Origin of the sequence: Larkinella knui (genome assembly GCF_003858645.1) — a bacterium.
GTDB classification, from domain to species: Bacteria; Bacteroidota; Bacteroidia; order Cytophagales; family Spirosomataceae; genus Larkinella; species Larkinella knui.
In genome coordinates this window covers 354,681-375,081 of record NZ_RQJP01000004.1, presented here as the reverse complement: position 1 = coordinate 375,081, position 20,401 = coordinate 354,681, and the positions used below count along the sequence as shown (strand labels likewise).

The window sequence follows — 20,401 nt, the reverse complement described above, 5'->3', positions numbered from 1 at the left end:
ATGGAAATTTATTTGCCTCTGTTCCCCTGAGTCTGGTTGTTTATCCCAACGAGGATTTAAACCTTCACATTTTTGAAGAACGCTACCGGCAGTTGATCTCGGAATGTCTGGAACAAGAACAAACGTTTGGGATTCCGGCGTTTATCAACAATAAACTGCCCGGCTACGGCACCGAAATGCGCGTAAGCAGCCTGCATAAACGCTACGATGACGGGCGAATGGACATCAAATCGAAAGGGCTGCGGATTTTCAAAATTGCTAATTTCGAAAATCCGGCTCCGGGAAAACTCTACGCGGGCGGCACGGTAGAAGTGGTTGAAATCGACCCCGAAATAGGCGATCATCTGGATGAGCTGATCGTAAAACTGACCCGGCTCTACCGGCTGTTGCAGATTAAATCCGAAATTGATGAAACCACTCCGTTGCTATCGTTCCGAGTTGCACACAAAATCGGTTTATCGGTTGACGAAGAATACGAACTGTTGACCATTGGCCGCGAAAACGAACGCCAGCGGTTTTTGATCCGCCACCTGGATCGGGTGGTGCCGGTGGTGGCCGAAATGGAACGCACCAAAGACCGCATCAAAATGAACGGCCATTTCAAGAATCTGGATCCGTTGAAATTTTAGCGTGGGGCTGGTGACGAAAAATCGAAAACCGTTAAAACGGTTCCAAAGCCCCCGATGTTGTTGTCCGGCTATTATGGCTGTTGTCGCTCGCGTGTTTTCGTTATCGCTCGCGTGTCGCGAGTGATTTCTATTCACAGGGCCTCCGGCCCGTAGTCTAGCTTTTAGATAATTAGCGTCATTTTGGAGGGCTATATACGGGCCGGAGGCCCTCCAAATACAGGTCACTCGCGACACGCGAGCGATAACGAAACGTCCGCTAAAACACTTTACGCGCGAGTAACAGCACCACCGGCAATTTTAACCGCAGGCCGGAATTTGACTCATTACTAGTCCACCAAATCTTTTACTTTTTTCGGCAACTTATCCGTAAATTCCTTCACATTCAAGGGTTTGGTCTTCTGACGCTCGGCTTCACCCAGCAAAAAACCGTACGGCTTGAGCGGATCGACGGCATCAAAGATCACCTTGAGAATAGCCGTCATCGGCAGCGCCAGAATCAGTCCGGTAACACCCCAGAGTTGCCCCCAGAGTAACAATACGATGATGGCCGCCAGCGGATTGATACTGACTTTCGAACCGACAATATACGGCGTGATGAAGTTGCCCTCCAGGATCTGCACGAACGAAAATACGCCAATCACGCCCAGAGCAACCAGGGGATTTTCGTGGGTTAGCAGCGTAAACAGCGCCGGTAAAAGTGATCCGATCAAAATCCCGATGTAGGGAATCAGAATCATGAACGCACCCAGAAAACCGAAAAAGACGGCGTAGTCGATGCCCAGAATCAGCAAGCCGACGGTGTTCAGAACGCCCACAATGACAATGACCAGCACCAGCCCGACCAGGTAATCCTTGACAACGGTATAAATCCGGCCAAAAACGATGTCGATCTTGGCCCGCTTCGTGCTTTTGAATACTTTGTAGAAAAACGAGCGGAAGAAGTCGCGGTACAGCATCAGGAAGAAGATATACAGCGGAACAATCGAGATGGTCGACAGCGTGTTGGTCGTCGCCAGCAAGGTCGACGTCAAAAAAGAACCGCTTTCGCGAATCAGGTTGTTGACGTAACTCCGGGCTTCGGCCACCATTTTCGAACGTTCGATGTGAAATCGGTCTTCTCCAAACGTCTGCAATTTGTCCAGAATTTGATTGCCGCGTTCGAGTAATCGGGGCGCTTCGGCGGTAAAATTGCTGATTTGCAGAGAAATCAGGTAAAAAAGCAGGTAAAAAAAGCCGATCACAATCACCAGACACACCAGAATGGCAGGTACGCGCGGTACCCGCCAGCGTTCGAGCCGGTGGTTGATCGGGTAAAGAATCATGGCAAACAGAATTGAAAATACCAGCGGCACGATCAATTCCTGCATGGCCGACAGCCAGTAAACCAGAATTGTCAGCACAATCATGATGCAGGCAAACCGGACATACGACGGCAGATTGACTTCAGGTAATTTGTTTTCCATATTTTTAGGTGCGGTATTCGGTTTACCGAAAACTAGTCTAGACACGCTACGAATGTCCTCTTTTCTTCTCTTCTTATTTTCACTCAAAGTGACCCTTTGTTCCTGCCACGCCGAGAACAAACGCAGCGGTTTTCGCAGTGGGCGGACTCACTATACGGTTTCGCGGGTTGGACGGCTGGCCGCGGTGGTCAACGAAAGTTCCGGGCTGTCGTATCGGGCCAATCGCAATACGTTCTGGACGCACAACGACAGCGGAGGACGGCCCACGCTCTACGAAGTGGCCCGCGACGGCACGCTCGTCGATTCACTGCCTTTGCCAATGCTGCAAAACCGCGACTGGGAGGCCCTCACGAACCAGGACACGACGGCTTTGTTTATTGGCGACATCGGCAATAACGCCAACGCCCGAACCGACCTACGCATTTACCGGATCGACCCCAAACAACCTAACGATTTTCAGCCAATTACGTTTCATTACGCCCGACAGAAATCCTTTCCGGCGTTGAAAGATACGCGTAATTTCGACAGCGAGGCCCTTTTTGCTACCAAAGACAGCCTATTCCTTATCTCAAAAAACCGGTCGAAGCCCCGGCGATGGGTTAACCTGTATGGGATGCCCGCCCGGGCCGGAAGCTACGCCCTGGTTCCCGCCGACAGCGTTTTTCTGAAAAGCATGGTGACGGATGCCGCCCTCAGCCCGGACGGCCAAACGCTGGCGGTATTGACCTACGGCAAAATCTTTCTGTTCGAGCTGAAAAACCGGCAAGTCAACTTCCAGCACCCGACGCGCTGCCTCCGGATTCCGCGGGGCCAAACGGAGGGGCTGGCGTTTGTGAACAACACGGATCTGGTGATGACGAATGAACGGGGAAGGATGTATTTGATTCGGAGGAAGTAAGCCAGGGATTCGGTCCGCATTTTTTTTGAAATATAAACACAACTAGTCTTTTTCATTTATTGATGTAAACTTTTATATTCAATCCCTAAAACCGCATTTACAACCTTTTGAAGCCTTTGTGGATTCTTCTGAAAACGTTGGTAACATGAAAAACAGCTTCTTCTTTCTGGCAACCCTTGGGCTATTGTGCAGCCACTGTGTGCGACATGATGGTGTAATGCCCCAAACCGTATCGCCTAAAATTGATTATGATCAGGTCAGTATCCAACTCATGCAGGATCTGGCTCCCCGGATCATTGGAACATGGACACTTCAGAAAGTGTACGTAAAGCACAATCCTAAATTATACTTCCGTGATCAGGTTAAACTCACCAAGGACAGTACGTTCCTGAACCTGGCCCGACTAACTATTCGACCGGCGGCTGTGCCCCGCAGCATTCCCAGAGACTACCGGCGGGGCGAATTCGATGGAACGCTCGAATACGGCGGAAAAACCTACCCGGTCCAGTTCGACATACGGGCCGATTATGGCTGGCTGATCAACAAAAAAGGACCTCAGGGAATTTTTCTGTTTCAATATCACTTTCCCAACGGCTCGCGTATCGTTGAGCCGGAAGAAGCCTTTCTGAAAGATCTGGGCCTGATTGACGATAATTTTTCGATGGAAGTCAGCGACGGACAGCCGACGATGGTCTGGCGGGGCTTTAATCGGGGCGTTGAAAAAATTGACTTCGTAAAGAACTAACCACCCGGAAAGGCATTCCATGCCATCGTCACACCATGACAACTCGCTCAGGAAATTCTTTACGGATGGTCTTTAAAACAAATAAATCTGGCCTTTAAAACAAATTCGCCAGAAACCGCCCGCTCTACCTTTGTTCCAACAAATTCTTATTCAGCAATGGAACAACTAACAAGGGTAGACAATTACAAGGGGAGCCTGCAAAAGCCAATCGGCTCAGGCTTTACCGCTACTTCCACGACCACAGACGTTATCAAAGGAATTGACCTGACAGGCAAAACCGCTATCGTTACGGGTGGCTACGCCGGGATCGGCCTGGAAACCGTAAAAACTTTCGCATCGGCAGGCGCTACCGTAATCGTACCTGCCCGTGACATCACCAAGGCCGCAAAAAGTCTCAAAGGAGTCCAGAACGTAACCATCGAAACGATGGACCTGATGAATCCTGATTCCATTGATGCGTTTGCCGAAAAATTCCTTCAGACCGGCAGTGCACTCCATATTCTGGTCAACAATGCCGGTATTATGTGGGTGCCCTTGCAACGGGATACCCGCGGGTATGAATCGCAACTAGCGACCAATCACCTGGGGCACTTCCAGCTGACGGCACGTCTGTGGCCAGCTTTGAAACGGGCGGATCGTGCGCGGGTAATCAACGTATCTTCTTTTGGCCATCAGATGGCTCCGTTTAATTTTGAAGATCCCAACTTTGAACGCCGGCCGTATGAAACGTTAGCGGGCTATGGACAGTCCAAAACGGCTACTAATTTATTTACGGTAGAACTGGACCATCGGGCTAAAGAATTCGGGGTACGGGCCTTTTCACTCCATCCGGGCTCCGTCAATGGGACCGATTTGGGACGAGTGGCGCCAATGGCGTTGTTTCAGCAGCTGGGAACGCATGATGCGGATGGCAATTTATTTCCTGATGTCGCCCGGAAACTAAAAACCATTCCCCAGGGAGCAGCCACGACGGTTTGGTGCGCAACGAGTCCGCAGTTAAATGAATTGGGCGGTGTATATTGCGAGAATGCAGACGTGGCCGAACTGGATGAAGGAACGATTGATCACCAGTATGATGACCCATCAACCCTCCGGGGCGTCAAGCCTTATTCGGTCGATGCCGACCAGGCGAAGCAATTGTGGGCGTTGAGTGAGAATTTGACAGGCGTGCGGTTTCTAACCAATTAAGTTCTACCAGTATGGGGCATCAAACGCACTATATTCATCCTGATCTGAAGCTTTCGGGCTTCGACGGTACGTTTTACAAGGCTGATGTACTGTTTGAACAGCATTTACTGGTCTGGTTTATTTCAGGAGAAACCAAGATCATACAAGGGGATAAGACGTATTGGTTTGGAGCCGGCGACACCTTGTTATTTCCACGCAATCAGCTGGTTACAGTCATTAACTATCCCAAAAACGGCTTACCCCATCAATCCGTGGTCATGCACCTCACTAAAAAGCGGCTAACCGATTTTTACGCCAGAAATAAGGTTGATATCAGGCCGATGCAGCCGCCCATTTTCCGCACGTTTGACCAGCATCCGCTGCTAAAAAGCTGCCTTGCTTCCCTGATTCCCTATTTCGAACTGAACGAACCGCTACCGGATCCAATTGCTTCTTTGAAAATAGATGCAGCCATTACGATTCTCCGGACGATTGACACCACTATTGACCATTTGCTGGCTAATTTTGACGAGCCCGGCAAGATCAGTCTGGTCGATTTCATGGAGCAGAACTACATGTTCAACATGAGAATGGATAAATTCGGCTATCTGACGGGCCGCAGCCTGACCACGTTCAAACGCGATTTTAAGAAGACGTTCCAGACTACCCCCCAAAAATGGCTTACTGAAAAGCGACTGGAACTTGCCTATTATCAGATTCGGGAAAAAAAGCGAAAGCCTTCCGAAGTTTATCTGGAAGTTGGCTTTGAGAATCTCTCGCATTTCGGTTACGCATTTCGAAAACGGTATGGGTATGCTCCCACCGAAATCGCCGGTTAAGAGTCGTGTGGAAAGCATTGCTTTCCACACGACTCAAATTTGGGCCCGCCATTTCTCTGTTTATGCATCCATCCCATAGCGGTTTTATACGCTATATTTTATTCAAATTTTCGGTACTTTTAAACAAGTTATTGCCAGAATGTCTTCTGACCTGATCTCGTATTTTGCAAGCACTACTTATTGCGATGAGTAACGCCATTTCGTGTTAAGATTTTGTTAACAATAGAGTTAACTTCGTAAAATTGCTGACACAGGACGTAACTTCGGGACTGAATTACACCAACAAACCGACCGAATGAGTGCCGCAAAAAATTCTCAACAACTCCACCGTGTGCTGGTGGTCGACGACGACCCCGACATTGTTGAGCTGTTGCAATACAATCTGGAGAAAGAAGGCTACGAGGTTCGTACCGCGCCCGACGGCCGGAAAGCCCTCGATACCGCCCGGACCTTCGTTCCCGAACTGGTGCTACTCGATATTATGATGCCCCAAATGGACGGGATCGAAACGGGCCGCCAACTCCGCAATTTGCCGGATCTTCGCCAAACGTTTATTCTGTATCTGACCGCCCGCTCCGAGGAATATTCGGAAGTGGCGGCTTTTGAAATCGGTGCCGACGACTACATTACCAAGCCCATCAAGCCGCGTGCGCTGATGAGCCGCATCAACGCGCTGTTCCGGCGCGAAGCCCAGAAAGCCGATCCGGGCGAAAAAATTGAAATTAGTGGCCTGACAATCAACCGATTGAATTATACCGTAACAACCGGCGATAAAACCGTCGTGCTGCCCAAAAAAGAGTTTGAACTGCTGTTTTTCCTGGCTCTGTCGCCCAACAAAGTGTTTGGCCGGGAGGAGTTGCTGCAAAAAATCTGGGGCGTCGATATCTACGTTCTCGAACGCACGGTCGATGTACACATCCGGAAACTGCGCGAAAAAATCGGCGAAACCTACATCAAAACCCTGAAAGGCGTCGGGTATATGTTCAATGATGAAGGTTAAGCGGTTATCTTTACTTCATGTCGCTTAGCCCCCGTGTTATTGCATTTCTGCTGGCCGGTCTGATTTCGGCCCTGACGGCCGTTTTTCTGACGTTTGTGGAAGGCGTTACCCGCAGCATGTTGTTTGTGGTGGCGATTTCTTCCCTGATCGTTTCGTTTTTCCTGATTCTCTACGCCATCGAAATCCTGGTGTATCGCGAGGTCAATAAGCTGTATAAAACCATCCACAAACTGCGCATCAAGGATTTTACGATTTCCCGGACCACCATCATTAAGAACAACAATCCGTTCAAGAAATTGAACGACGAAATTTTTGTCTACGTGGCCCGGAAACAGAAGGAAATCGAGGAACTCCGGCGGCTGGAACAATTCCGGCGCGAGTTTCTGGCCGACGTCTCCCACGAACTGAAAACGCCCATTTTTGCCGCCCAGGGCTTCGTTCACACGCTCATCGACGGTGCCATCGACGACGAGAAGGTTCGGGATAAATTTCTGGCCAAAGCCGCCAAGAGTTTAGATGGCCTGGACGCGCTGGTGAAAGATCTGGTGGCACTCTCGCAACTGGAAACCGGCGAGGTCAAGATGCATTTTGAGACGGTGGATATCTACCAGATTACGCTCGACGTGTTCGAGCAACTGGAAAATACCGCCCACGCCCGCCAGGCTTCCTTAAAAATCAAATCCGAGCAGCCCGGCGGTATTCTGGTGAAAGCCGATCCGCAACGCATCACGCAGGTGCTCACCAACCTGATCGAAAACGCCATCAAATACGGCAACAACGGCGGCAAAGTGGTGGTCAGTTTTGAAGAGGAAAAGAAGCAATACATCGTTCAGGTGCGCGACAACGGCCCCGGTATTCCGCCCGAACACCTCAACCGCATCTTCGAGCGGTTTTACCGCGTCGACAAAAGCCGCTCAAAAGAACGGGGCGGAACCGGCCTGGGGCTCGCCATTGTGAAGCACATTCTGAACGCCCACAAATCGAAAATTACGGTGATGAGCAAGCCGGATAAAGGCACGGTTTTCAGTTTCAAACTCGACAAAGCCGATTGACAACCGTTACCGTCCGTTGGCCCATAATGGCCTGGCTTCCAGTATCTTTTCATACACCAGACAGCCAGAATCGTGGGCACCGGGCAAATAGCCGATGCTCATCAAAAACTCATTCACGATTTCACCGCCGGTAAAGCGAAACGTTTTTTTGAACAGTTTCACCCATTCGTCTTTGGTTTTGGGATGATGCCGCTCCAGCCATTGTTCAAACGAACCGTATTCTTTTTGCAGTTCCCGGATGGTTCGGGCATTCTCGATAGCGGCATTGACTTTCAGCCGGTTGCGGATAATTCCCGGATCGGCCAGCAACCTTTCGCGGTCGGCGTCGGTATAAGCCGCTACTTTTTCAATGGAGAAATTGTCATACGCCTGCCGAAAACCGGCTTCTTTTCTCAAAATGGTTTCCCAGCTCAGACCGGCCTGATTGATTTCCAGCACCAGTCGGCAAAACAACTCGTCATCGTCGTGGATCGGAAACCCGTACAGGTGATCGTGGTACGCTTTGTGAAGCGCTTTTCGGTCGGCGGGCATGGTTTCGATGGCGGTGCAGTAGGACATGGTACGAATGAATTAATGAATTGGTCAGGTTTTAATTTAGCCCACGGTTTCAACCGCTGGAAAACCGGGCATGATGCCGGAATGCCCAACCGTTTTAACGGTTTTGAGATTCTGAAACCGTTAAAACGGTTTTTATCGGCGCCGTTGTTGCTTCATCACCCACGGTTTTAACCGTGGGCTAAATTAAAAACGGATACGGTGATTACCTATAAATTCATCGTCCCGGTCCAAAATGACGATGCGATTCACCCGGTTTTTGAATATTGAATCTTTTTGCCTTGGATAGCATTCTGTTGTTCAGGACCTTTGTACTATGAAACTGAATTTTGAAGATCTGATTATTTTCGAGAACGACGATTATATTTTAATCAATAAACCGGCCAACATTGCCTCGCTCGACGAACGCAACGCCGATAAGTCACAGAGTATCTTACGCTTAGCCAAAGCTTACCACCCCGATGCCCAACTCGGTCACCGCCTGGACAAAGGCACGTCCGGTATTCTGGCGATTGCGAAAAACCCGGCGGCTTACCGCCATCTGGCCATGCAGTTCGAACACCGGGAGGTCACCAAACGCTACCACGCCGTCGTAGACGGTATTCATGATTTCGAAGGTATTTCGGTATATCTGCCCATTTCGCCCATTAAAGACGGAACGGCGGTGAAAATCGACCGCCAGAAAGGGAAAGACGCCGAAACCATTTTCAATACGCTGAAAGTTTACCGGATGCACACCTTGATGGAATGCATTCCGATTACGGGCCGGATGCACCAGATTCGCGTTCACCTGATGTGTCTGAAAGCCCCCATTGCCAACGACCCGACCTACGGCGGCAAACCGGTTTTTCTGTCGGATCTGAAGCGGAAATTCAACCTGAAAAAAGATACTGAAGAACAATCGCTGATTCAGCGCGTGGCCCTGCACGCCCGCTCGCTCACGTTTGCGTTACTGGATGGTGAACGGACGATTTTTGAAGCGCCCTACCCCAAAGATTTCGAGGTATTGGTGAAGCAGTTGGAGAAAAATAGTTAGTTTTCAGGCTCAATTGTCTAACTCCTAAAACCGTACCGGCGAACCGGTCGATCCGAGAAGCATGTTTGTTCATACCGTTTATTTCTGGCTCAACAACCCCGGTAGCGACGACGACCGCCAGGCGCTCCGCGCTGGTCTCGAAACGCTCAAAGGCATCACGCATTTTGAAGCGCTGTATATTGGTAAACCCGCCGACACGCGCCGGCCCGTGATCGATCATTCCTACGACTGGTCACTGACGTATGTTTTCCGCGATCAGGCCGCCCATGATGCGTATCAGGAAGATCCGATTCACCTGAAATTTGTGGAAACCTGTGCACGGTACTGGAGCAAGGTTCAGGTGTATGATGCCGTGGAATAAAAACCGGATTCAAACGTCAGCGTTGTCGCTCGCGTGTCGCGAGTGACCTTTATCTACAGGGCCTCCGGCCCGAAGCGGTCTTGGGAAGGATTTTACTTTTGAGATTCGTGCGGGATTACGGGCCGGAGGCCCTTGGAATAAAAGTCACTCGCGACACGCGAGCGATAACAAAGACACGCGAACGACACCAAAAGAACCCTATTCAACGACAAAACCCGGCTTGTGACCGGGTTTTGTCATTTAGGATTTCTCCGTATTTTGATTCTGACGGCCATTTGAAGCCGCCGGATCACCGCCGGATGACGGTTTTTTCTTCTTCCGTTTCTTCTTCCGATCACTCCGGTCGCTGAATTTTTTGTCCAGTTTTTCCAGATCGCTATTGAGTGAACTCAGCCCTTTGGCGGTTTCCTTCCGCTCGGCCATCGGTTCCAGCAAATCGAACGATTCGGGAATGATTCCCTTCTTGTTCAGCTCCTGAATCTCCATAACGCGCGCAATGGGCAACGGATACCAGGTGCTTTCGGTGCTGTAGCCAAACCACATGATGCGCCGGAAAATGTCGGTTTTCTGGAGCGACGCGCGGCCTTTCTGGGTTTCCAGCGGTTTTTCCACCTGCGGAATATCGCGCAACGCATCCACATACGTTTCCAGTTCGTAGTTCAGACAGCATTTCAGCCGTCCGCACTGGCCCGATAACTTACTGGGATTCAGCGACAAATTTTGATAACGAGCCGCCGATGTGGTGATGTTTTTGAAATCGGTCAGCCAGGTCGAGCAGCACAATTCGCGGCCGCAGGAGCCAATACCGCCCAATCGCCCGGCTTCCTGCCGCAGGCTGATCTGCCGCATTTCCACCCGGATTTTAAATTCGGCCGCCAGAATCTTGATCAGTTCCCGGAAATCGACCCGTTCGTCGGACGAGTAATAGAACGTCGCTTTGGTGTTATCCGACTGATATTCAACGTCCGACAACTTCATATTCAGCTTCAGTTCCTTCACCACTTCGCGCGTGCGGTACATCGTCGTCAGATCGCGGGCGATGGCCTGCTCGTGTTTTTCCAGGTCTTTCGGCGACGCAACGCGGTGAATGACCTTGAGATCGTCGGAAAACGGGATGTTTTTCTTCATCATCTGCAAGCGTACCAGCTCACCCTGGAGCGACACGCAACCGATGTGATACCCCGTCTGCATTTCACAAACCACAAAGTCGCCCGTGGTCAGATCGATCTGGTGCGGGTTCCGGTAGTATTCCTTCCGCCCTCCTTTAAACTTAACTTCTACGGCTGCATCGTACCGGCGCGTGGAGGGCGTCTCCATGTTGCTCAACCAGTCGAAAACATTCATTTTATTGCAACCGCCGGTGCCACAGGCCCCATTATTTTTGCATCCGCCCACGGCTCCGGTTGCGGTTTTGGTTCCACAACCGCCGGTCGTACATGATTTACATCCCATAACCCTTATATAGTTAAGAGTTGTTCGTTAAAAATTAAAAGTTAAAAGGTAAAAGTAGACGAGAGAGTTGTTTACTTTTAATTTTTAACGTTTAACGTTTAATTCATAACTCAGTCCTGGTACCGGATCACATTTTATATAGATTCCGGTACGTATTCAAAAGATTCACAGCCAGTTAACCGCATCAGTTAATAGGTTGTACCCAAATTTGTACCCAAAGTTTATAAAAAAAAGAGTACAAACGGCCGCATAAGCGAGTACAACCTCAGATTTTCCCAATTGCTCGCGTTGATATCGAATGATACTTTGCAGACCCTCAATTACGCTGTCTTTTTGAGCAAGAAGAGTTTCAAACTTTTTCTCAAGTGTTTGTAAGTGCTCCTGTAAGTATTTATCAGCGCCTGCACTTTTCTCCTCTTTGCGGAACATCTCTCCTTCACCCATTAAAAGCCAATCACGGCTTACTTGAGGAAAGTTTGCAAAGACTTTCTCTAACAGCTCATAACCAGGCTTACTCTTTCCTTCTACAATCACAGCAATAGACGACTGAGCCTTACCCAGTCTCTTAGCAAATGAATTGGGATTTAAACCCAAGGCCTCAATAAGCTTTTTGAAGCGCTCGTTGATTGTTGTCTCCATACGTTACAATTATGTCAATTTCTATTTGAGCATGGTGGTTTAACGTAAAACAGGTAGAGTGGCTACTTATTTTTTCATAACAATGACCAATAAAATGTTAACATCTCAAAGAGCTAACCTACTAAATTACAGCATTTTATATAAGCCCATTAAAAATATATTAACGTAATTTTTATTATTTTAACATAATTACGTTAATATTGCTCTTGTATTGTTACAACGAATGTAACAATTCTTGCAGCAATTCTCAATTAAGTCACGACCTGGTTGTAATTCCTGCAGCAATTACGTCAGAAACAGGGGGCAATCTGAATATTTTGAGTTAACGGCAGAAATGCTTCCCATTTCTAAACTTGGCCATTATTATTTCAAGCATCTATTTCCTGCAGCACCTAATAAGTAGCAAAATGAATATTAAGGAATCGTACGAATATCTGCGCGTTGTCGACGAGCGTCGGTACAACGAATTTCGTGCTAAACTGGCTTTGGAAGGCTGTTTGACAACGTTTGAGCGCACGGTTTGTAAACCCGACTATAATCTGAAGCGGGTTGATTTCTGGATTGCTGAATGTATGATTGAGTACCTGGAGTTTGACTACGAAAACTTCCGGAGCAACACCATGCCTGAAACAGCACATTTGTTTGGCATACAAAATAAACTGGAGTAACCCATGAACTATCAGCAGCTGTTGCTTTCCTTTTTTCGTCGAGAGCCTTTTTCCAATAACCCGGATGCTAAAAAGCGGCTTTTCGAGATTCAGATGATGGAGTCCTTCATGGAGAATCACCTGACGGAACTCACTGGGTGTGTTGAAAAACTCGTGTTCGACGACCAGGAGCAGATGCAGAGCTTGATTGGTTTTGAATTAGGAATGGCCCAAATCATTCTGGAGAAGATTCAGCTGGAATGTCATGAGTTAATGAATGAACCGGTATGAGCCTGGCCACTGCTTTTCTCAAATATCTGTATCCGATTCTGTTGATCTGTTTTCTGCTTGTACTGGTCGCCCTTCTGGTGTATCTGCTATGGGACATGAAACGCATGAGACGGATGGAGCAGGAAGAAAATAGCCTGAGAGACGAATGGCGGCAGCTTTATGAGCTGGCCATCCGGGGCGATGATGAATTGCAAATTCCACCCTCTAACTAAATAGTATGATGTTGACGCTTACTCAGGTGGTGTTTCGGTATGACGCCGGTGACCTGTCGAACGAATCGGACGAAACGCTGCTGGCGATCCGGACGGGTATTGAGCAGGAACTGGCCACGGCTCCCGACCATATTGACTCCATTTTTGGCCGGTACCTAATCCAGAAATACAATGAAATTGTGGGGTATATCAACCAACTGCTTACCAGGCGGTACGGCTGCGACGACTAGTGAAAACGGTCCTTTACGATCTACCCGATTTCGAGTGATTTTGCAACCTTCTAAACTCCCTTACTGATGCCTGATCTGTTTAAAGAGGTGCTCAAATTCCGGATAATCCGCATTGAGCACACGTTTGCCCAATCTTCAATGGCCACTGTGTATGCCCGTTATCATGCCAGGCTGGAGCGATTTAACCAGGCTTCTTTCTGGAAACGTATGATGATGGGGGGATTTCTCCGCCGTAAATATCTGACGTATATGCTCGACTGGGCGCTGGATGAATACCTGTGGGAATCGACAAAATGGTGAACCGATGTTTGAGACCAGTCCGACGTTCAGGCAACTGTATGATCAGGCTAAGCACCTGAAGGAAGAACGTGAAGCGGAATTGATGAGACTAAAGCAGCCAGACCCAAACCTCAGCTGGGACATCGATGAATTGACCCGAACTATGAATTTACTGGTGCTGGCCTTCCGAAAGGCCGTTCCGGAAGGTGCAAAAAATAAGTTGGTAGAACAGAGAAAACCAGATATGCTGACCAGGCCCGATTCAGGTCAGCATTCTTAACATCGCGGGGTAGAGCAGATGGTAGCTCGCCAGGGTGGATCGCCACTCCGATCATAACCTGGAGGCCGTTGGTTCGAGTCCAGCCCCCGCGACAATTAACTGTAAGTTAAGGGTTTAGGAATATAATCAGACATACCGGTCGGCGTTGCTGGCCGGTATTCTCCCAACCACCCTGGTTAGGCGGGTTCGATTCCCGCATGTGGTTCTCCTGCTTTGGAGCTTGCAGAGTGCAGTCGGTCCGAACCCGGCATCCAAAGCAATTTCACCGTAGCATTAGCCCCGAAAACGGGCTAGTCTTTGACAAAAGTACACCCCATGAGTAACGTTCGGATTATCGAAAAAGAGGTTTTTACGCGGTTGCATCAGCATGTCCGGTCTCATAACGAAAGCCAGACGAAGCTGCGGCACCACATTCGGTTAGGGTCTCTGCTGACGCTGGAAGCCATTCTGGTTCAATACATCAAGCGATTCCGGGAAGCCACCTACCTGCCCGAATTCGCCGACAGTGACATTCTGCCCAGTTACTACACCAACCGCCGTCGCCTGGCCGATCTGACCAAGTGTTGCCCCAAAACCATCTTCAACCACATCAATCTATTGGTCGACGCGGGGCTGGTGGCAAAGGTCTGGCACGGCCGCCAGCATGATTTTGAATTGTGGATAAACCCCTGGATTATCCTCGCCGATTATTATGATAAACCGACCATATGTAATCTTTCTGCCCAAATTCCCCCGCCTTTTACCCCCAATATGCGGCAAAGTTTACCCCTTAAAAGCTCTTATGATACATCAGAAAGTCATAACAGTTCTAAAGGCGGTGTTGAAAGTGGGGAAAACCTCGGTGTGCCCCGGTTGTCGGAGTTGCTTCCCCACTTTCAACTGGCTGTTTTAAACACGTCAGATACAGAAGATACATTAGAAAGGCGGGACGCGCCCCCTACCGGCCTCCCAGAAACATCAGAAGGGGGACAGGGGGCGCGGCCCGGCGAAAATTCGGGCACTAACTCAACTGATCAAAATAAGGCCGGAGAACGGTTAAAAGGCCGTTTAGGCATCGACGATAAGGCGGGACAGCCAGCGACCGGAGCCACTGAGGGCTTAAGACCCCCGCAGCCGGTCGCAGCTCCGTTTCAGTCTTCTCTGCGCGATTTTTACAAAGAGTTGGTGGTGGCGTTTTGGGATCAGGTTCAACCGCAGCTCTGGCCCGACGATTTGATCGGTGATCGGCATAGTAACCAGATTTTAAACATTTTATGGCGGGACGTTTTCGGTAGCTTTGCCAGCGATCCTACCGAAAAAGCCGCCACAGAGCTATATCTGACCCGGCTCAAGCAAATTGAAAAGGCTCTGGCTCACGCCCGGCGGCACCGGTGGACGAGCTTCATGCCGCCGAAGTTGTATTTCTCCCTCGAGCACTACAAAGCCCAGAAGCAAAGCGGCCAAAAAGGCTCGTTCTGGTTCACCTACGAATGGCTGCAGGATGATGTACAGAAGCAGCAACGGCTTGATAAAGATCGTATTCTGGAAAAGGCCCTGTACAGTTTCATTCACGAGAAGGCTCCCCGGGGTCTGAAAGATGGCCGCCAGATGGGCCGCATCGAGCTCTATCACTACTGGCGCAACCGGCTTCACAAACTGTCGGATCAAAGTCTGGTCGACCGTTTCGATGCCTCTGTGGCCGCAGCCATGCCGGGTCGACCAACTACCACCCAATTTCCCAAGCAACCTCTAAACCAACGATAGCAATGCCGCTCACCAAACAACAGTATGACGACATGATTCGACTGAAAGCCTGGATTCGCCACGACGATGGTACAGTTAATCAAACCGCAGGCGTTTTCAAATGGCGCACCGAGAGCCAGCGAGCCACCAACATCCGGGCGTTTTTGAACAAAGTAGTGGCCAATTACCGGGGGGGGACCATCCACGAAATCCGGTTTTTTGACAAAGAGCAGGGTGGAGCCTGGGTGGCCACCTGGTCGAATGGGAACTTTAGCTACCACAACTGATATGATCCGGCTCCAACTCTACGCCAACGAATTTTTTGGCATGGTCGGATTCCTGTCGGTGCAGGTCGAGTTGTTGCTGCCGCTTGACGTGATGAGCCGCAGCATTTACGACCAGGTGCTGGTCGAATACTGGCAGAAAGCCAGTTTAATCGGAAAATTGCCCGCCTGGAAAGGCTACAACTGTCGCAAGCGGTATGTGCACAAAATGCCCCTGTCGATAGCCCGGATTTTACACCAGGAGATGCAGCACGTCGCGCTGACGATTTACGCCCAGGCGTTCCTGGCAACACTGGATCAATATCTCACCAATGAAACCCCGAACGTATATGCGACGCGTCAGTAATTTTTTTGTAGCAATTGTAATCCTGTCGTTTATGCTGATGGTAGTCTGTGTACCGAAAATAGAACGCTGGTGGCGCAGTGGCGAAAAGCCGGTAGAATAGCCATCTCTAAAAAACCTTTCACAGTAAGTCGAAACTAAAAATTTACACCGATTTGTACTTAACTACTCAGAGTTACCTCATACTTATGAAAAATCTTAATTTATTAAGTGGTAACTCATTGAAAATTTCGCCTAAATGTCTGATAATTAAGGGTAAAATGTGATAGCTACTTATGTAAATTATTTGCTTGTACAGTAAAAATACCTATTTAATAATAAATTAACATTAAAAATTAATATTTTATTTGTTATTTTGTTCAGTGCCCGATCATATATCAATATGTTTTTTCCTGAACCTCAGTTTATTAAAAGACTTGTAATTATTACAAATAAGAACACATAATATGCACTTATTATGTGTTTAAATAATGTTGCATATAATCTCGTGTACAAACAATATAATCTCTTTAAATTCATCCAAAAACATGAAAAAGACAATCTATGCACTCAGCTGCAGCTTTTTAATACTATTAAGCTCTTGCAGCAAGAATGATTCTAATATCGTCCCGTCCACTAGCACTAGTGCGGAAAGTAGTGCAAACATTAGCACTAGCGGTAGCATTAAAGGTGTTAACATTTCGGGTGAAATTGTAGGTAGGAGTGTAATTACACCTCAAACTCCATTGCCTTTTATGTCCAGTTACGACTTAGCTAAAAATAGAAACGCTAGGATACTAACCTGGACCGAATTTGGTCCATTTACGACAAGTGCTGGCACTTTAACACAAATAGAAACAAACAAACAGATGGTTCTCACGGGTTTCTCCAATTACCCAACAGGAACCTATTTCTGCAATGTGTGGATTTGTCAGCAGAAGGTAACGCTACCTAGTTCAGCCCTAATGGATTTTCAGGGTGCTTCAAAAACGGGATTTGCCAATTATTCGACTCTTGCACAGGGAATTAACGTCGTCCAGTCGATTCTTGGTAATGGAACTACAGAACACACATTTTATACGTATAGCATAGTACCTATGTACAATGCAGCAGGCCAGTTTATTTATAATGGGACACTACCTGTTGATTTAACTGGTACAACCTTCACGTATAAATATTTGCAAAATATTTAAAATTCAATGACAATAGAGATTATATGGCAAAAAGGATCTTATTGTACCACAATAAGATCCTTTTTGTGACAAAAAAAACTAGTTAAAAATATAATTTAAAATTACCAAAGAGAGTACCCAATGGTTAATGAGCCAGAAAATGAATTATTATAAAGCGATAAAAATTCGCTTGAAGCAGATGGAGAAAGGTCTCTCATATAACTTCCAATAATTCCAAATCTAAATCTATTTATATCTTTATTTATCCCTATTTCCGCTCTAGCTCCAACATTATATTTTTTAAAATTATAATATGGCTTATACAAAGAACTTTCAAAATTACTTGGCCCTGTTAAAATGTTCAAATAAGGCCCAACTCCAGCAAAAATCATTAATCCTGAGCTTTTTACGTAACCCCTGAATGTTGTGTTTGTATGAATGTAACTTCGACTTTCTGTAATATCTTCATTCTCTCCCGTTAATAAAGGATTTACTTGCCTCCCACCTGTTTTTAAGTATCCAATTTGAGACGAAAGATAAAACCATCTTTTTTCCAAATAGTCAAAACCTAATAAGAAGGAATAATCTTTTATCTTATTAGAAGATAAAATTGGTAAATCTTTTTTGTTAGTGAAAGTGCTAATCACTACACCATTATCTACCTTAATGTGTTGCCCAAGTACATGATTGGCTATGAACAACAGAGCCACAAACAATATTCTTCTATCCATATTTGTTTGAAATTTAAATTGTTGATTGCAAATATAATACTATATACAATAACGGAATAGAACTGCAATAATTTTATATTTTCGGATCTGAATTATATTTGTGTTCCAATAATAGAAAACTCTATTGGTTCCCACTATCAACTTGGTTGAAAGTCTACGAGAATCTAGGAATCGAGATACAGGTTTAAAGCCAGAATCTTTTTGACTGATTGGAAAGAACTATTTAGAATGGGATAATGTGGTTTCCTAAATTGGTCGGTTTTGGGTATTGTCAAACCGGGATGCTTCAGTTTTAGTAAAAGCTGGTTTTGAGTACGCTGCGTGATTAATATCCCACAAAAAAGCCCGTCCCGAATGCGACGGGCTTTTTCGTCCTTTTCCTTCCCTAGGTATACACTGATCTTCGTTTCGATAATAATTCTAAGCGAATGATGAAATTCATTGTTCTGGCCGTCCAGTACCTGAAGGGAACGGCCTCTCATTTGGGCACAACTAAAAACCTGGTTCGGGAAGTGGTAGTGGGCGTGATGACGGCCTTATGCATCTACCTGGTTCTGCACTTTACGATGCCACCCGAACCCGATGTGGTGGGCGGATTGCGCAACGTGCTACAAACTACCCTGCAAAATCAGCACCGGGCCGATTCACTCCAGGCCTGGATCCGCGTGAAGGAAAAACAGGATATTATCGATTCACTTCAGTATACAATCAGGCAATATGAAGAACGTGACTCGCTTCGGGCTAATAGTAAACTTACTCCTGTGGGGGCTATGCAGACCATCATTGGCGCAATCAGAGGAAAAAAGGCAAAGTGACAGCCTGGCGGTGGTGCGGGATTTTGTGGATCTGGCCAAACCGCTCCTGGACAGTCTGACCAAACTCCACTACATCCGGAAGGATGTGGCCGCGCTGCAGGTAGAAGTCATCCTGGCTGAACGCAGCCGGGATCAGCTTGCCGTTGAACTGAAAAACTGCTTTCAGGATAACGGCAAGCTGGCTAATGAACTCTTCGATACGAAAGATGATCTGGGCCGGCAGAAAAAGAAACACCGCCAGGCTCAACTGGAGCGGTGGCTGCTGCGCATTGGTGGGGTTGCTGTGCTGTATTCCCAAGTAAGGTCGATGCTTTAATAGTTGCCTTACAGTTAAGATTGTTATCACTTATTTCTTTTTCCTATGCCACCTTTAGAGCGCAGAACTGCAAAATCTTCTGTTCGATAACAGGACCCTACTATATTACCGTACAATAAAGTAAGTTATTTCGTGATATTATATAAACATAATAATTTTTAGTTTTATAGTTAATAATAAAATATGTTAATTTTTTATCCTTTATCTATAGTACCGATATGAGAAAGTCTATCTACAATTCGTTGGTCATTGGTATATTGGCCAATTTCGCAATCACTTCCTGTGAAAAGCCCGAGCGTTTAGAGTTTGAGGTAATTGGAAACTCTACTGAACAATCCATCCGCAAAGCTGCCCAATCTATTACTGTAATTGATGGAAGGTTAAAGTTTGCTACTACTGAAGCCTTTTCCCAAGCTGTTAAAGAGCTCAATTCTACCACTGACTTATTAAGCTGGGAGAAACAATTTGCAGGTTACAAATCAATGCGCAGAGCTTTCAAAGAATTAAACGAGGAGGAGTTGGCTACTGACCCTAAAAAATTTAACGAAGCGCAAAAAATTGCAAAAAGAATAACAGAGGAAGACGGCGTTTCGTTTGAACGGACTATTGTGGACGCCACATTGGCTACATTGGTCAGTAGTCAAGGGCTATTACAAATAGGGGATAGTTTACATTTAATAGGAGATCAGCAAGTACTCAGTACACTGGCTGTTAATGAAAAAGAGTTAGTTAAGCCAAGTTCTGCGCTTGTAAAGATTTCTCCTGTTGTTCACAAAAAAACAAAAATTACAACAGACAAAGGAGGACGTATAAGGGCTACGACTGGTGATGTAGATGACAAATATGACATTTATTACAATGCGGATGGCAGGCAGCATCGATATAGATCAAACGGATGGGCAATAGTTTATTATTTTACAGGAGGATACTGGTCAACGGGTGTGAACATACAGCATCAACGAAAACAAACTTTCGGCTGGGGTTCAAGTAACGCATTTGACTGGACTTCATCAGGCTTTTGGAAGGTTTATGTAGACAGTCCACGTAGTATTATTCAAGATGTAACCATAAGTCCGCCTTTATTTAGCGATATCGACGAATATCAGCCTTACCGTTACTCAGAATCCCCCGTAACGAGTATGGTTGTAAACCGGTACGTAAATGGGCAATGTAACTGGCAATCTCGGGGACGGGATGGAAATCCCTATTACTATGCTCATTACATAACCACTTCCTTATAGAACAGACCAGCGTTTATACGAAA

The 20,401-nt window shown here is 47.1% G+C and carries 27 protein-coding genes and 1 tRNA gene; 23 read left to right on the top strand and 5 right to left on the bottom strand.

Annotation, left to right across the window (positions count from 1 at the left end; all coding sequences use genetic code 11):
- Nucleotides 1-26: 26 nt before the first annotated feature.
- Nucleotides 27-629, top strand: coding sequence for an LON peptidase substrate-binding domain-containing protein (locus EHT87_RS31405; RefSeq protein ID WP_185716324.1), 603 nt, complete (start codon nucleotides 27-29; stop codon nucleotides 627-629).
- A gap of 326 nt (nucleotides 630-955) precedes the next feature.
- On the opposite strand, the gene EHT87_RS20080 is transcribed toward EHT87_RS31405, so the two are convergent.
- Nucleotides 956-2,092 (bottom strand): AI-2E family transporter, encoded by a 1,137-nt coding sequence (locus EHT87_RS20080; RefSeq protein WP_124908456.1) that lies wholly within the window; start codon nucleotides 2,090-2,092, stop codon nucleotides 956-958.
- A gap of 52 nt (nucleotides 2,093-2,144) precedes the next feature.
- Between EHT87_RS20080 and EHT87_RS20075 the strand changes: the two genes are divergently transcribed.
- The 6 genes from EHT87_RS20075 to EHT87_RS20050 all read left to right on the top strand — a co-directional run bounded on the left by EHT87_RS20075 (nucleotide 2,145) and on the right by EHT87_RS20050 (nucleotide 7,793).
- Nucleotides 2,145-2,990 carry a YjiK family protein gene (locus EHT87_RS20075; protein ID WP_124908455.1) on the top strand — a complete coding sequence of 282 codons (846 nt, stop codon included), beginning with the start codon at nucleotides 2,145-2,147 and terminating at the stop codon, nucleotides 2,988-2,990.
- Between the two features lie 145 nt (nucleotides 2,991-3,135).
- Nucleotides 3,136-3,735: a hypothetical protein gene (locus EHT87_RS20070; protein WP_124908454.1), complete on the top strand. Its 600-nt coding sequence runs from the start codon at nucleotides 3,136-3,138 to the stop codon at nucleotides 3,733-3,735.
- Nucleotides 3,736-3,891: 156 nt separating this feature from the next.
- Nucleotides 3,892-4,923: an SDR family NAD(P)-dependent oxidoreductase gene (locus EHT87_RS20065; protein WP_124908453.1), complete on the top strand. Its 1,032-nt coding sequence runs from the start codon at nucleotides 3,892-3,894 to the stop codon at nucleotides 4,921-4,923.
- An 11-nt stretch (nucleotides 4,924-4,934) separates the two neighbouring features.
- Nucleotides 4,935-5,741, top strand: a complete 807-nt coding sequence (locus EHT87_RS20060) for a helix-turn-helix domain-containing protein (protein WP_124908452.1) — start codon at nucleotides 4,935-4,937, stop codon at nucleotides 5,739-5,741.
- 295 nt (nucleotides 5,742-6,036) lie between these two features.
- A complete protein-coding gene (locus EHT87_RS20055) occupies nucleotides 6,037-6,741 on the top strand; it encodes a response regulator transcription factor (protein WP_124908451.1) in 705 nt (234 codons plus the stop codon).
- 17 nt (nucleotides 6,742-6,758) lie between these two features.
- Nucleotides 6,759-7,793: a sensor histidine kinase gene (locus EHT87_RS20050; protein ID WP_124908450.1), complete on the top strand. Its 1,035-nt coding sequence runs from the start codon at nucleotides 6,759-6,761 to the stop codon at nucleotides 7,791-7,793.
- Between the two features lie 6 nt (nucleotides 7,794-7,799).
- Here the strand turns inward: EHT87_RS20050 and EHT87_RS20045 are convergent, their stop codons facing one another.
- Nucleotides 7,800-8,351, bottom strand: coding sequence for a DNA-3-methyladenine glycosylase I (locus EHT87_RS20045; RefSeq protein WP_124908449.1), 552 nt, complete (start codon nucleotides 8,349-8,351; stop codon nucleotides 7,800-7,802).
- A 313-nt stretch (nucleotides 8,352-8,664) separates the two neighbouring features.
- On the opposite strand from EHT87_RS20045, the gene EHT87_RS20040 reads away from it, so the two are divergent.
- Complete coding sequence (locus EHT87_RS20040; protein WP_124908448.1) at nucleotides 8,665-9,384, top strand: RluA family pseudouridine synthase; 720 nt, start codon at nucleotides 8,665-8,667, stop codon at nucleotides 9,382-9,384.
- Nucleotides 9,385-9,445: 61 nt separating this feature from the next.
- Nucleotides 9,446-9,745, top strand: a complete 300-nt coding sequence (locus EHT87_RS20035) for a Dabb family protein (RefSeq protein ID WP_124908447.1) — start codon at nucleotides 9,446-9,448, stop codon at nucleotides 9,743-9,745.
- 240 nt (nucleotides 9,746-9,985) lie between these two features.
- Here the strand turns inward: EHT87_RS20035 and EHT87_RS20030 are convergent, their stop codons facing one another.
- On the bottom strand, nucleotides 9,986-11,197 hold the full coding sequence (locus EHT87_RS20030; protein WP_124908446.1) for a PSP1 domain-containing protein: 1,212 nt from the start codon (nucleotides 11,195-11,197) through the stop codon (nucleotides 9,986-9,988).
- A 165-nt stretch (nucleotides 11,198-11,362) separates the two neighbouring features.
- Complete coding sequence (locus EHT87_RS20025) at nucleotides 11,363-11,836, bottom strand: helix-turn-helix domain-containing protein (RefSeq protein ID WP_124908445.1); 474 nt, start codon at nucleotides 11,834-11,836, stop codon at nucleotides 11,363-11,365.
- A 407-nt stretch (nucleotides 11,837-12,243) separates the two neighbouring features.
- Between EHT87_RS20025 and EHT87_RS20020 the strand changes: the two genes are divergently transcribed.
- From EHT87_RS20020 to EHT87_RS19970, 11 genes are all read left to right on the top strand, one after another.
- A complete protein-coding gene (locus EHT87_RS20020; protein WP_124908444.1) occupies nucleotides 12,244-12,504 on the top strand; it encodes a hypothetical protein in 261 nt (86 codons plus the stop codon).
- A 3-nt stretch (nucleotides 12,505-12,507) separates the two neighbouring features.
- Nucleotides 12,508-12,774 carry a hypothetical protein gene (locus EHT87_RS20015; RefSeq protein ID WP_124908443.1) on the top strand — a complete coding sequence of 89 codons (267 nt, stop codon included), beginning with the start codon at nucleotides 12,508-12,510 and terminating at the stop codon, nucleotides 12,772-12,774.
- Nucleotides 12,771-12,986 carry a hypothetical protein gene (locus EHT87_RS20010; protein ID WP_124908442.1) on the top strand — a complete coding sequence of 72 codons (216 nt, stop codon included), beginning with the start codon at nucleotides 12,771-12,773 and terminating at the stop codon, nucleotides 12,984-12,986. Before EHT87_RS20015 ends, EHT87_RS20010 begins: the two co-directional genes overlap by 4 nt.
- Nucleotides 12,987-12,991: 5 nt before the next feature.
- Nucleotides 12,992-13,216, top strand: coding sequence for a hypothetical protein (locus tag EHT87_RS20005; RefSeq protein ID WP_124908441.1), 225 nt, complete (start codon nucleotides 12,992-12,994; stop codon nucleotides 13,214-13,216).
- A 66-nt stretch (nucleotides 13,217-13,282) separates the two neighbouring features.
- Nucleotides 13,283-13,516 (top strand): hypothetical protein, encoded by a 234-nt coding sequence (locus EHT87_RS20000; RefSeq protein ID WP_124908440.1) that lies wholly within the window; start codon nucleotides 13,283-13,285, stop codon nucleotides 13,514-13,516.
- A gap of 4 nt (nucleotides 13,517-13,520) precedes the next feature.
- Entirely contained in the window at nucleotides 13,521-13,775 is a 255-nt protein-coding gene (locus tag EHT87_RS19995; RefSeq protein WP_124908439.1) for a hypothetical protein, read from the top strand.
- Nucleotides 13,776-13,778: 3 nt separating this feature from the next.
- Nucleotides 13,779-13,867 (top strand) — tRNA-OTHER (locus EHT87_RS19990).
- Between the two features lie 205 nt (nucleotides 13,868-14,072).
- On the top strand, nucleotides 14,073-15,518 hold the full coding sequence (locus tag EHT87_RS19985; RefSeq protein ID WP_148096036.1) for a hypothetical protein: 1,446 nt from the start codon (nucleotides 14,073-14,075) through the stop codon (nucleotides 15,516-15,518).
- Between the two features lie 2 nt (nucleotides 15,519-15,520).
- Nucleotides 15,521-15,784 carry a hypothetical protein gene (locus tag EHT87_RS19980; RefSeq protein WP_124908437.1) on the top strand — a complete coding sequence of 88 codons (264 nt, stop codon included), beginning with the start codon at nucleotides 15,521-15,523 and terminating at the stop codon, nucleotides 15,782-15,784.
- Between the two features lies 1 nt (nucleotide 15,785).
- Nucleotides 15,786-16,127, top strand: a complete 342-nt coding sequence (locus tag EHT87_RS19975) for a hypothetical protein (RefSeq protein ID WP_124908436.1) — start codon at nucleotides 15,786-15,788, stop codon at nucleotides 16,125-16,127.
- A gap of 524 nt (nucleotides 16,128-16,651) precedes the next feature.
- A complete protein-coding gene (locus tag EHT87_RS19970; RefSeq protein WP_124908435.1) occupies nucleotides 16,652-17,296 on the top strand; it encodes a hypothetical protein in 645 nt (214 codons plus the stop codon).
- A gap of 101 nt (nucleotides 17,297-17,397) precedes the next feature.
- Here EHT87_RS19970 and EHT87_RS19965 read toward each other — a convergent pair whose 3' ends face one another.
- Nucleotides 17,398-18,006 carry a hypothetical protein gene (locus EHT87_RS19965; RefSeq protein WP_124908434.1) on the bottom strand — a complete coding sequence of 203 codons (609 nt, stop codon included), beginning with the start codon at nucleotides 18,004-18,006 and terminating at the stop codon, nucleotides 17,398-17,400.
- Nucleotides 18,007-18,434: 428 nt separating this feature from the next.
- Between EHT87_RS19965 and EHT87_RS19960 the strand changes: the two genes are divergently transcribed.
- The 3 genes from EHT87_RS19960 (at nucleotide 18,435) to EHT87_RS19950 (ending at nucleotide 20,378) form a co-directional block, all read left to right on the top strand.
- Complete coding sequence (locus tag EHT87_RS19960; RefSeq protein WP_124908433.1) at nucleotides 18,435-18,821, top strand: hypothetical protein; 387 nt, start codon at nucleotides 18,435-18,437, stop codon at nucleotides 18,819-18,821.
- Nucleotides 18,790-19,137 (top strand): hypothetical protein, encoded by a 348-nt coding sequence (locus tag EHT87_RS19955; RefSeq protein ID WP_124908432.1) that lies wholly within the window; start codon nucleotides 18,790-18,792, stop codon nucleotides 19,135-19,137. The genes EHT87_RS19960 and EHT87_RS19955 overlap by 32 nt, the downstream gene beginning before the upstream one ends.
- Nucleotides 19,138-19,355: 218 nt before the next feature.
- Nucleotides 19,356-20,378, top strand: a complete 1,023-nt coding sequence (locus EHT87_RS19950) for a hypothetical protein (protein WP_124908431.1) — start codon at nucleotides 19,356-19,358, stop codon at nucleotides 20,376-20,378.
- Nucleotides 20,379-20,401 lie beyond the last annotated feature (23 nt).